7 protein-coding genes and 1 pseudogene are annotated in these 12,462 nt (G+C 63.2%); 6 read left to right on the top strand and 2 right to left on the bottom strand.

Annotated features, from left to right (window positions below; genetic code table 11):
* Positions 1 to 124 precede the first annotated feature (124 nt).
* The 6 genes from recC (at position 125) to ACW9H9_RS27360 (ending at position 11,772) form a co-directional block, all read left to right on the top strand.
* Positions 125 to 3,580 carry an exodeoxyribonuclease V subunit gamma gene (recC, locus tag ACW9H9_RS27385; RefSeq protein ID WP_457346476.1) on the top strand — a complete coding sequence of 1,152 codons (3,456 nt, stop codon included), beginning with the start codon at positions 125 to 127 and terminating at the stop codon, positions 3,578 to 3,580.
* Positions 3,577 to 7,248, top strand: a complete 3,672-nt coding sequence (gene recB, locus ACW9H9_RS27380) for an exodeoxyribonuclease V subunit beta (protein WP_457346475.1) — start codon at positions 3,577 to 3,579, stop codon at positions 7,246 to 7,248. The genes recC and recB overlap by 4 nt, the downstream gene beginning before the upstream one ends.
* On the top strand, positions 7,245 to 9,287 hold the full coding sequence (gene recD, locus ACW9H9_RS27375) for an exodeoxyribonuclease V subunit alpha (protein WP_457346474.1): 2,043 nt from the start codon (positions 7,245 to 7,247) through the stop codon (positions 9,285 to 9,287). Before recB ends, recD begins: the two co-directional genes overlap by 4 nt.
* A 157-nt stretch (positions 9,288 to 9,444) precedes the next feature.
* Complete coding sequence (locus ACW9H9_RS27370; protein ID WP_457346473.1) at positions 9,445 to 10,011, top strand: YfiR family protein; 567 nt, start codon at positions 9,445 to 9,447, stop codon at positions 10,009 to 10,011.
* Positions 10,008 to 11,276 (top strand): diguanylate cyclase domain-containing protein, encoded by a 1,269-nt coding sequence (locus ACW9H9_RS27365; protein ID WP_457346471.1) that lies wholly within the window; start codon positions 10,008 to 10,010, stop codon positions 11,274 to 11,276. Before ACW9H9_RS27370 ends, ACW9H9_RS27365 begins: the two co-directional genes overlap by 4 nt.
* Before the next feature lie 4 nt (positions 11,277 to 11,280).
* Positions 11,281 to 11,772 carry an OmpA family protein gene (locus tag ACW9H9_RS27360; protein WP_457346470.1) on the top strand — a complete coding sequence of 164 codons (492 nt, stop codon included), beginning with the start codon at positions 11,281 to 11,283 and terminating at the stop codon, positions 11,770 to 11,772.
* Between the two features lie 14 nt (positions 11,773 to 11,786).
* Here the strand turns inward: ACW9H9_RS27360 and ACW9H9_RS27355 are convergent, their stop codons facing one another.
* Positions 11,787 to 12,143, bottom strand: a complete 357-nt coding sequence (locus ACW9H9_RS27355) for a hypothetical protein (protein WP_457346477.1) — start codon at positions 12,141 to 12,143, stop codon at positions 11,787 to 11,789.
* Between the two features lie 46 nt (positions 12,144 to 12,189).
* Positions 12,190 to 12,389: pseudogene (locus tag ACW9H9_RS27350) on the bottom strand (polymorphic toxin type 44 domain-containing protein); the annotation flags it as partial.
* Between the last annotated feature and the right edge of the window lie 73 nt (positions 12,390 to 12,462).

Raw genomic sequence — 12,462 nt, 5'->3', positions numbered from 1 at the left:
ATTGCGAAAGCAGTTGGGGTTTTGTTTGTCTACTCGAAAACTCAAAAAGCACCGCGAGACGCCTGCTCCGCCTCTTCAATGCTAAAGTCCACCCCCTAGATTGCGCTTTTCCAAGGAAGCCGTTATGCCGGACGCGACGCCTCTTACTGCTGGATTCATGGTGGTTCACGGCAACCGCCTGGATGAACTACGCAGCCTGGTCGTCAGTTGGATGCGCCGCTACCCCTTGGCTCCCCTGGAAAACGAAATCGCCTTGGTACAAAGCAACGGTATTGCCCAATGGCTCAAACTGGCGCTGGCCGAAGACCCACAAGATGACGACACGGGTGGCTGTGGCATCGCCGCCGCCATTGACGTACAACTTCCCGGTAGTTTCATGTGGCAGCTCTATCGCAGGGTATTGGGCCGCGACGAGATCCCGTCCAAGTCCCTGCTCGATAAAGCCCCGCTCACCTGGCGCCTCATGCGCTTGCTTCCCGAACTGATCGACCAGCCTCACTTCGAGCCGCTCCAGCGTTTCCTCACTCACGACACCGACCTGCGCAAGCGCTACCAACTCGCAGAGCGTCTGGCAGACCTCTTTGACCAATACCAGGTCTACCGTGCCGACTGGTTAGAAGACTGGGCCGGCGGCCGCCATCAATTGCGCAACGGTCGAGGTGAACCCAAGCCCCTGAGCCCGGCCAATTGCTGGCAAGCCGAACTGTGGCGAGCGCTCCTCCTCGACGTAGGCGAGGAGGGCATGGCCCAAAGTCGCGCTGGCGTTCACCAGCGTTTTATCGAACGCATCAACACCCTCGAAAAAGCCCCCCCGGGCCTGCCTTCAAGAGTGATCGTTTTCGGCATTTCTTCGCTGCCCGCCCAGGCCTTGGAAGCCCTCGCCGGGCTGGCCCGTTTCAGTCAGGTCTTGCTCTGCGTGCACAACCCCTGTCGCCATCACTGGTCCGACATCGTGGCCGACAAGGACCTGCTCAGAAACGAATACAAACGCCAGGCCCGCAAGACGGGAATGCCGGTCACTATCGACCCGCACACCCTGCACCAACACGCCCATCCCTTGCTCGCCGCCTGGGGTAAACAAGGCCGGGATTACATCAACCTGCTGGACAGCTACGACGACCCCAACAGCTACCGCTCCGCATTTCGCGACGGCCGCATCGACTTGTTCAGCGAAGGCCAACCCACCACATTGCTCAACCAACTCCAGGACGACATCCTCGAGCTTCGCCCCCTCAACGAAACCCGCGAACTCTGGCCAGGCGTCGACCTGAACCAAGACACCTCCATCCGTTTCCACATCGCCCACAGCGCCCAGCGCGAAGTGGAAATCCTCCACGATCAGCTGCTCCACCGCTTCAGCGAAGACCCCACACTGCGCCCCCGCGACGTCATCGTGATGGTCCCCGATGTGGACAGCTACGCGCCGCACATCCGTGCCGTGTTCGGCCAGCTCGAAAAAAGCGATCCACGCTTCATCCCGTTCACCCTCACCGACCAGGGCCAGCGTGGCCGCGACCCGCTGTTGATTGCCGTCGAACACCTGCTCAAGCTCCCGGATAGCCGGTTCCCCGTGAGTGAAATCCTCGACCTGCTGGATGTCCCCGCCTTGCGCGAACGGTTTGCCATCCAGGAGCGTGACCTGCCCACGCTGCATCGCTGGATCGAAGGCGCGGGCATCCGCTGGGGGCTCGACGCCGCACAGCGTGCCGGCCTGGGCCTGCCCACCGAGCTGGAACAAAACAGTTGGCGTTTCGGCCTGCGCCGCATGCTGCTGGGCTACGCTGTCGGCACCGGCGCCGCATGGGACGGTATTGAGCCCTACGACGAAATCGGCGGCCTTGATGCCACCCTGATCGGCCCACTGGTCGCACTCCTCGATGCCCTGCACACCGCGCATCAGACCCTCTGCACCAGCGCCAGCCCCCAGGCATGGGGCGTGCGGCTGCAGGGCCTGATTCGCCTGTTTTTCTTGGCCAGCAGCGAGCACGACGACTACCTCTTAAGCCAGCTCGAACACCTGCGCGAAACCTGGCTGCAAACCTGTGAGGCCGTTGGCCTGCAAGACGAGTTACCCCTGACCGTCGTCCGCGAAGCCTGGCTGGCGGGGCTCGACCAAGGCCGGCTGTCACAACGGTTTCTTGCCGGTGCTGTCAATTTTTGTACGTTAATGCCGATGCGCGCCATCCCGTTCAAATTGGTCTGCCTGCTCGGCATGAACGACGGCGATTACCCCCGCGCCCAGCCGCCGCTGGACTTCGACCTGATGGGCAGCGACTACCGCCCCGGCGACCGTTCCCGCCGCGAAGACGACCGCTACTTGCTGCTCGAAGCACTGCTTTCGGCCCGCGACCAGCTCTACATCAGCTGGGTGGGTCGCAGCATCCGCGACAACAGCGACCTTCCACCCTCGGTGCTGATCGGCCAATTGCGTGACCATCTCGACAGCGGCTGGCACACCCAAACCGGCGAACCCCTGTTGGAGGCCAGCACCCAAGAACACCCGCTCCAGCCGTTTAGCGCCCGCTATTTCCACGAGGGCGACGCGCTGTTCAGCTACGCCCGCGAATGGCAATTGCTCCACGAAAATCCGACGCACAGTCCCGACTGGCAGGACGGCCACCTCGCCGCTTACGTTCAAGAAGAACCCCTGAGCCTGGGTCAATTGCAGGACTTTTTGCGCAACCCTGTAAAACATTTCTTCAGTCAGCGCCTGAAAATATTTTTCGAAGCCGCCGAAGTGCCCTTGGCCGACGAAGAACCTTTCGTCCTCGACGCCCTGCAACGTTACAGCCTCAGCGACAGCTTGCTCGCAGCCGGTCTTCGTCAGCCTCACAACCTCGACGCCGCCCTTGACGCCCAGGCCCGGCGGCTCCAGGGTAGCGGCCTGTTGCCGATGGTCGGTTTTGGCCAGCGCTTGCGTGAAGAACTGATCGAGCCCTTGCCCGACCTCTTGCAGCGCCACCAACAATTGCTGGCCCTCTGGCCCATCCCGCACACCAGTGCAGAACCGGTCAGTTTCGAGCATCAGGGCGTCCAGCTCGACGGCTGGATCAGCGGCCTGCACCGCCGCAGCGAGGGTGGTTTTTTAACCGTCACGGCCATCCCCAACAGCATCGGCTCGCTCAAAACGCGCAAATGGCATCGCCTGATTCGTCCTTGGGTCAACCACCTGGTGGCCTGCGCCTGTGGCCTGCCGTTGAGCACGGGGCTGGTGGCCAGCGACGACACCCTGTTACTGGCCCCGCTGGAACAAGACAGCGCCCGGGAAATCCTCGGTCACCTGCTTCTGGCCTGGCAAGCGGGCATGCGCCAGCCACTGCCTGTCGCCGTCAAAACCGCCTTCGCCTGGCTTGGCCAGACCGACCTGGCCAAAGCCCATGCCGCTGCCAGCAAAGCCTACGAAGGTGACGGCCTGACCACCGACGGCGAACGCCGCGAAAGCCCGGCGCTCATCCGACAATTTCCCGACTACGCCGCGCTGGTCGACAGCGAAACGTTCGAAGGCTGGTGCGAAACCCTCTATCGCCCGCTGATGAACGCGCCCTGGCGCTCACTCACCCGCGAGGAGGCTGGCTCATGAGCACCCAACCCCTGGCCCTGGCGTTCCCGCTCAGCGGTAGCCAACTGATCGAAGCCAGCGCCGGCACCGGCAAAACCTTTACCATCTCGGCCCTTTACCTGCGCCTGGTGTTGGGCCACGGCGCTGACGTGTCGGGTTTTGGCCGCGAACTGTTGCCGCCACACATTCTCGTGGTGACCTTTACCGACGCCGCCACCAAAGAGCTGCGCGAACGTATCCGCATCCGCCTGGCAGAAGCCGCCCGCTTTTTTCGCGACGAAATTGAGCAGCCCGACGCGCTGATTGCCGAACTGCGCGACCAATACAGCCCCGACCAATGGCCCGGTTGCGCCAACCGCCTGGACATCGCCGCGCAATGGATGGACGAAGCGGCCGTCTCGACCATCCACAGTTGGTGCCAGCGCATGCTGCGCGAACACGCCTTCGACAGCGGCAGCCTGTTCACCCAAACCCTGGAAACCGACCACAGCGACCTCTTGGGCGAAGTACTGCGCGACTACTGGCGGCTGTTTTGTTACCCCCTGCAAGACGACGCCCTGAACTGGGTGCGCAACAACTGGGGTGGCCCGGCGGCCCTGATGCCGCGCGTGCGTGCACTGTTTGGCAGCCAGCGGTCCGGTGAAGAAACCCGCGAGCCTGGCGAACTGATCAATGCCTGCCTGCAAGAACGTCGCGAAGCCCTTGTGGCCCTCAAGGCGCCCTGGCAGCAATGGGCCGCCGAGTTGCGGGAAATATGCCTGCAAGCCGTAGCGGCCAAGGCTGTGGACGGTCGGAAGATGCAAGCGCGTTACTTTGAGCCCTGGTTTGAAAAAATCAGCGCCTGGGCCGCCGACGAAACCTTGGAGCAACTGGACATCGGCACCGGCTTCACCCGCCTGACTCCCGACGGCATGGCCGAAGCCTGGAAAGGGGACGCGCCCCATCACCCCGGGCTGGATGCCATGGCCGCCCTCAAGGCCAGCCTTGATGCACTGCCCACACCCGACGCCGCCGTGCTGCAACACGCGGCGGGCTGGGTGGGTCAACGTTTTGAGGAAGAAAAACGCCGCCGCGCCGAAATGGGCTTCGACGACATGCTGCTGCGCCTCAACACCGCGCTGCAAGCAGACGGCGGTGAGCGCCTGGCCAGTGTGATCCGCGAGCAATTCCCGGTTGCCCTGATCGACGAATTCCAGGACACCGACCCGGTGCAATACAGCATCTTCGACCGCATCTACCGCATCGAAGAAAACCACCGGGACAGCGGCCTGTTCCTGATCGGCGACCCCAAGCAGGCGATCTACGCCTTCCGGGGGGCCGACATCTACACCTACCTGCGGGCACGCCAGGCCACCACCGGTCGTCATCACACCCTGGGCACCAACTTCCGTTCCAGCCATGCGATGGTGCAGGCGGTGAACCATGTGTTTCAGCGTGCCGAAACCGGCCGTGGCGCGTTTCTGTTTCGCCAGCCGGACGGTACGAACCCGGTGCCTTTCCAGTCAGTGCTTTCCCAGGGCCGTAAGGAACACTTGCAGGTCGACGGTCAGACATTGCCCGCGCTCAACCTCTGGCACCTGCCCTCCGATCAACCGATCGCGGGCGTGCTCTACCGCCAACAATTGGCCGCCGCCTGCGCCAGCCAGATCGTCGCCTTGCTCAATGGCGGCCAGCAGGGCCGCACCGGTTTTGTAAAGGGCGACACGTTCCAAAGCGTACGGCCTTCGGACATCGCCATCCTGGTGCGCGACGGCAAAGAGGCCCAGGCCGTTCGCGGTGAATTGGCGGCCCGTGGCGTGCGCAGTGTGTACCTGTCCGACAAGGATTCGGTGTTCGCTTCCCAAGAGGCCCGCGACGTATTGTCCTGGCTCAAGGCCTGCGCCGAGCCGGACGTGGAGCGCCCGCTGCGCGCCGCGCTGGCCTGCGTCACCCTGAACCTGTCATTGGCCGAACTTGAGCGTCTGAACCAGGACGAACTGGCGTGGGAAAACCGCGTCATGCAGTTTCGCAACTACCGCACTATCTGGCGTGTCCAAGGTGTGCTGCCCCTGTTGCGTCGCCTGCTGCACGACTTCCAGCTGCCCCAGGCCCTGATCGCCCGCAGCGATGGCGAACGGGTGCTGACCAACCTGTTGCACTTGTCCGAGTTGCTGCAACAAGCCGCCGGGGAACTGGACGGCGAACAGGCACTGATCCGGCATTTGGCCGAGCACCTGGCGCTGTCGGGCCAGGCGGGCGAGGAGCAGATCCTGCGCCTGGAAAGCGATGAGCAACTGGTGAAGGTGGTGACCATTCACAAATCCAAGGGCCTGGAGTACGACCTGGTCTTCCTGCCGTTCATTTGCTCGGCGAAGCCGGTGGACGGCAGCCGTCTGCCGTTGCATTTTCACGACGAGCACGGCAACGCCCAGGTCAGCCTCAAGCCAACCGCCGAGTTGATTGCCCGGGCCGACGATGAGCGCCTGGCCGAAGACCTGCGCTTGCTCTACGTGGCGCTGACACGGGCCAAGCACGTCTGCTGGCTGGGTATCGCCGACCTCAAGCGCGGCAACAACAACAGCTCTGTGCTGCACCTTTCGGCCTTGGGCTACCTGCTGGGCGGCGGTGCTTCGTTCAGCGAATCTGCCGGGCTTGCCCGTTGGCTGCTCGACCTGCAACAAAGCTGCCCGGCGGTGCATTACGCCCCAATGCCCGAGGCCACCGCGACGCTGTTCCACCCGCCGCGCAACGAGGCCGCCGTGCTTGCACCGTTGTGGCCTAAACGCAAGGCCGCGGAGAACTGGTGGATTGCGTCCTACAGCGCCCTGCGCCTTGGCGACAGCATGAGCGCCGCTCCCGTTGAGGCACCGGAGGATCCGCAGGCACAGAAGCTATTCGACGACGAGCGCCTCGACCCGGATACCCCTCGCGAAGTCGTTGTTTCCGGCAGCGATATCCACCGTTTCCCACGCGGTCCCAACCCGGGGACCTTTCTGCACGGCTTGCTGGAATGGGCGGGCGAAGAAGCGTTCAACGTCACACCGCAGGCCATCCAGGACACCGTGGCCCGTCGCTGTTCTTTACGCGGCTGGGAAGGCTGGATCGATGCCCTCAGTGGCTGGCTCGGGCACGTGCTCCAAGCACCGCTGCCGCTGGCAACCACAACCGTCAGTTTGAGTGGCCTGACACAGTACCAAGTCGAGATGGAGTTCTGGTTTGCCAGCCACAAAGTCGACGTGCTCGTCCTGGACAAACTGGTGTGCCAGTCCACCCACAACGGCGTGCCCCGCGTGGCCGCTGAGCCGGTATTGCTCAACGGCATGTTCAAAGGGTTTATCGACCTGACGTTCGAGCACGAGGGCCGCTATTACGTCGCCGACTACAAATCCAACTGGTTGGGCCCTGACGATTCGGCCTACACCCGGCCGGCCATGGAGCAGGCAATCCTGGAGCATCGGTATGACCTGCAATATGTCCTTTACCTGCTTGCCCTGCACCGCCAGCTGAAGGCCCGGCTCGTTGATTACAGCTACGACCGGCATGTGGGCGGCGCGTTGTACCTGTTCTTGCGTGGCTCCCACTCTGCAAGCCAGGGTGCTTATTTCACGCGGCCGCCCCGTGAGCTGATCGAGGGCCTGGACCTGCTGTTCCAAGGCAAACCGTTGCCGCCCAAAGCCGAACCCGCCTGGGAACAAGGAGTCCTGCTATGAGCCTGTCGCCGCTACCGCTTGAGGACTTGGCGCCCCTCAGTCGCGCCGCCGACCTGGTGCAATTGCTTGAACGCTGGGTCGAGCGCGGCTGGCTGCGTGCGCTGGACAAAGCCTTTGTCGGTTTTCTGCACGAGCTTGACCCGGCAGCCGATCCACTTGTGCTGCTGGCCGCGGCCCTGACCAGCCATCAGTTGGGCCACGGCCATGTGTGTCTGGACGTGTTTGAAACCCTCAATGCACCGGACTTTGCCCTGTCGTTGCCGCCCGAGGGCGATGCCCAGCCCGGCGCGATGCTGCTGCCGTCCCAATTGCTCGATGGCCTGGACGGTGCCCGCTGGTGCCATGCGCTGGCCGTGAGCCCCCTGGTCGCGTGTGCCCTGGACGGCAACGAAGACCGGCCGTTGGTGCTTGCTGGCAAGCGCTTGTACTTGCGGCGCTATTGGACCTACGAGCGGCGCATCGATACAGCGCTGCGCCAGCGCCTGGCCGCGGTGGAAAGCGTCGAAAGCGACTTGCCCGAGCGGCTCAACCGTTTGTTCGAGCAGGCCCCGCCGGACGGTGTGGTCGACTGGCAAAAACTGGCCTGTGCACTGGCCACCCGTGGCGCCTTCAGCATCGTCACCGGCGGCCCCGGCACCGGCAAGACCACCACGGTGGTGCGCTTGCTCGCCCTGTTACAGGCCCCGGCGGTGGAGCGGGGCAGCGCCTTGCGCATCCGCCTCGCGGCCCCGACGGGCAAGGCCGCGGCCCGCCTGACCGAGTCCATCAGCCAGCAGGTGCGGTCTTTGGAAGTGCCTGACAACGTGCGGGAAAAAATCCCCACCGAGGTCACCACCGTTCACCGTCTGCTGGGCAGCCGCCCTGGCACCCGGCACTTTCGTCACAACCTCGCGAACCCGTTGCCGCTGGATGTGCTGGTGGTGGACGAAGCCTCGATGATTGATCTGGAAATGATGGCCAACCTGCTCGACGCCTTGCCACCCCACGCCCGCCTGGTGCTGTTGGGCGACAAAGACCAGTTGGCGTCCGTCGAGGCCGGAGCCGTGCTGGGGGATTTGTGCCGGGATGCCGAAGCTGGTTTCTACAGCCCGTCGACCCGGCAGTGGTTGCAGCAGGTCAGCGGTGAAGACCTGGGCGCCAGCGGCCTGCAGGAAGACCTCGACGGTACGCACCCGTTGGCCCAGCAGGTGGTCATGCTGCGTTACTCGAGGCGCTTCGGCGAAGGCAGTGGCATTGGCCAGTTGGCCCGTTGGGTCAACCAGCAAAACGCCGAGGAGGCGCGCGCGCTGCTGGCCGCGCGCAGCCATGCCGACCTGTTTTGCGTGAGCCTCAAGGGCGAGCACGACCACGCGCTGGAGCGCCTGGTGCTGGACGGGCAGGGCAGCGGCGCCCATGGCTACCGCCACTACCTGGATCTGCTGCGCACCTCGCGCCCGGCGGTCGACACACCGCGCGACGATTCGCGCTGGACCGACTGGGCCAAGCACGTGTTGCAAGCCTTCGACACCTTCCAGTTGCTTTGTGCCGTGCGCAAAGGGCCTTGGGGCGTCGAGGGCCTGAACCTGCGCATCACCGCGGCGCTGCGCAAGGTGCGGCTGATCGAAGGCGAGGATCAATGGTACGAAGGGCGGCCGGTGCTGATGACCCGCAACGACTACGGCCTGGGCCTGATGAACGGTGATATCGGCATCGCCCTCAAGCTGCCGGAACACGACGGCGGGCCGCAGGTCTTGCGCGTGGCATTCCCACGCAACGATGGCCAGGGCGGCGTACGGTTTGTGCTGCCCAGCCGGCTTAACGACGTGGAAACCGTCTACGCGATGACGGTGCACAAGTCCCAAGGCTCGGAATTTGCCCACACGGCACTGATCCTGCCGGACACCTTGAACCCGGTGCTCACCAAAGAGCTCATCTACACCGGCATCACCCGCGCCAAACACTGGTTCAGCCTGATCGAACCACGCGGCGGTGTTTTTGAAGAAGCGGTGCGGCGCAAGGTCAAGCGCCTGAGCGGGCTGATGCTGGCGTTGGGGGCATAAGGTAGAAAACTGACCGATTGGTCATCGCTTAATTCTGATTCAGATGTCTGAAATTTCTGAAAAAAAAGCGGGATCCTTCGGGGCAGCGCCTCGCGGGATTTTCCGCCGAATGCTATCGTTGCGGCATCATCCATGGAAGATCAAAGAGAATCGCCGCATGCGCGTGGCTGTATCGCCTACCGGGCGAAGTTTGAGCGGGCGAAAAATCCTGCTGTTGGCGCTTCTCTGCCTGCTTACGCCGCTCGCAGGGGCCCAGGCCCCCAGCGTGGCCGAGCAGCGTGCCAAAGCGGTTACACAAGTGGTGCTGGGCATCCTCAGTTACGCGCGCTGGCCGATCGAGCCCGAACAACTGCGCTTGTGCATCGTCGGGCCCACCCAATACACCGATGACCTGATCAAAGGCACCACCCAGGCCACTGGCCGTCCCGTGGTGGCGCAACGCTTGTTACCCAGCCATCCCGACATCGTCAACGCCTGCGACGCGGTGTACATCGGCAAGCTGACCGACGCCGAACGCAGCGGCCTGTTCGCCGCGCTGATCGGCCGCCCGGTGCTCAGCATCAGCGAGGGGGGCGACCAGTGCACCGTGGGCAGCCTGTTCTGCCTGCGGGTGGGTGATGAGAACGTGTCATTCGAGGTCAACCTCGATTCCGTAGCGCGCAGCGGGGTGCGCATCCACCCCAGCGTCTTGCAACTGTCGCGTCGCCGGGCGCCGCAATCATGAGGCTGGGTAGAGCGTCGGTGCGGCCCACCCTGCGCTCGGTGCTGGGGCGTGGCCACCTGAGCGTGGCGCTGGTGGCGGTGGGCATGGCAAGTATTTCGCTGACCTTGCTCGGCATGCTGGCACTGCGCGTGTACGCCGACCACAACCTGCATTTGATCGCCCGCTCCATCAATTACACCGTGGAAGCGGCGGTGGTGTTCAACGACAGCGCGGCGGCCACTGAAGCCCTGGGCGTGATTGCCGCCACCGAAGAGGTGGCCGAAGCCGAAGTGTTCAACGCCGACGGTGTGCGCCTGGCTCAGTGGTCCCGTCCGGAAACCGGCATGCTGTCGCAGATCGAATTGCAGTTGGCGCACGTGCTGCTTGAGCAACCGATCAGTCAGCCGATTCTGCATCAGGGCCAGGCGATTGGCAGTGTGCGCCTGAGCGGCCACGGTGGCAGCCTGTTGCGTTTCCTGCTCAGCGGCCTGGCCGGGATCCTGGTGTGCACCGCCCTGAGTGCATGGGTGGCGCTGTACCTGGCGCGGCGTATGTTGCGCGGTATTACCGGGCCGTTGCACAGCCTGGGGGAGGTGGCCCATGCCGTGCGCAGTGAACGGGCCTTCGATCGCCGCGTGCCCCCGGCACAGATTGCCGAACTCGACAGCCTGGGCAACGACTTCAACGCCCTGTTGGATGAGCTCGAAGCCTGGCAGACCCACCTGCAAAGCGAAAACGAAACCCTCGCCCACCAGGCCAGCCATGACAGCCTGACCGGCCTGCCCAACCGGGCGTTTTTCGAAGGCCGCTTGATGCGGGCTCTGCGCAGCGCCGCCAAACTCAACGAGCGGGTGGCCGTGCTGTTCCTCGACAGCGACCGTTTCAAAGACATCAACGACAACTTCGGCCACGCGGCGGGCGATGCGGTACTGGTCGCCGTCGCCGCGCGCATCCGTACCCAACTGCGTGAAAGTGACCTGGTGGCCCGCCTGGGCGGCGATGAATTTGCCATCCTCCTGTCACCCCTGCACAAACTCGAAGATGCCCAGCGCATCGCCGACAAAGTCATGGCCAGCATGAAGGCCCCCATCCAACTGCCCGGCAACGCACAAGTATTGACCTCACTCAGTATCGGCATCGCCATTTATCCCGATCATGGTGCCACCCCCGGCACCCTGCTCAACGCCGCTGATGCCGCCATGTACCAGGCCAAGCGGCTGGCCCACGGTGACCCGCCCACCCCGGAACCTGCGCGCACCGCCGACCCTATTCCACACAGGAGTTGATCCTTTGTTCTCGACCCCGCGTTTTGTGTTTATCAGCCTGTTCCTGGCCCTGCTGGCACTCGGCGGCTGCCAGACCGCCCCGCCCAAGGGCCTGACCCCGGCGCAAATCACCGTGCTCAAGCAACAAGGCTTCGAATTGACGGACGAAGGCTGGGCTTTCGGGCTGTCAGGCAAAGTCCTGTTTGGCAGTGACGTGGAATCGCTGAACAAGGCCAGCACCGACATCGTCGAACGCATCGGCAACGCACTGACCCGCATCGGCATCGACCGCGTGCGCGTCGACGGCCATACCGACGCTTCCGGCAAGGAAACCTACAACCAGAAACTGTCCCTGCGCCGGGCAAAAAGCGTGGCGCAGGTGTTGATGAGGGTGGGCATGAAGGAAGAGAACATCCAGTTGCGAGGCCTGGGCCGTCGCGAGCCGGTGGCGCCCAACGACACGGCAGCAGGGCGGACCGAGAATCGTCGGGTGGCGATTGTGGTGATTGCTGATTAGGGGCGTGTGTTGGGTCAAGGCTGGAATGGGTCGGGTTCACCCGCGCACTGCGTTAACCGGCTAATTACGTCAGGATCAGTTTTAGCCGTGTCGATTCGACCTGTGGCGTCAAGGTAGATTTCTATCGTTTTTCCCCATTTCGGCGTCACATAGAAACATCGTTGAGCCCCCGTGTCGGTCCACCAGTCAAACCTCATAAAGAAATCTTTATCAGGAAAAATATGACCCCACTCAACGGATGCACCGCCACGTCGGGGCATTTTCCCCTTGTAGATTCGATGCTGGGTGTTCCAGATGTATTTGAATACGTCCTTTCCTTCGTGTGAAAAGTTGACGACGACGACGGGGGAGGCCAAGTACCAAAATGCAATGGGAAGGACTAACAGGGCAACGAGCCCCCAGCGACCATAATCGATTTTAGTTTTGCTTGCATTTGTGTTCACGGATGCCTGCCCCCATGCCGTTAGCGGTACTCCAAGTACCTCGTCCATTATCATTGTTGCCGTAAGTCCTCCATTTGGGTGTTGGCTGAACAGCCTGATTCCAATGCTGATTGATGTTCGATCTGGTGCGTCATCCCATGCACGAAGCCCTTCAATGTCAGCCGTGCGATAGGGCCGGTCGCTCTTTACCCCGATCGTGTCCCTGGAAGTGGTGTAACTGAACCAACCGAAGGCGCCCTGTAGGCGA

The organism is Pseudomonas sp. SDO5215_S409 (genome assembly GCF_054071325.1).
This window is presented reverse-complemented; position numbering and strand designations above follow the sequence as displayed.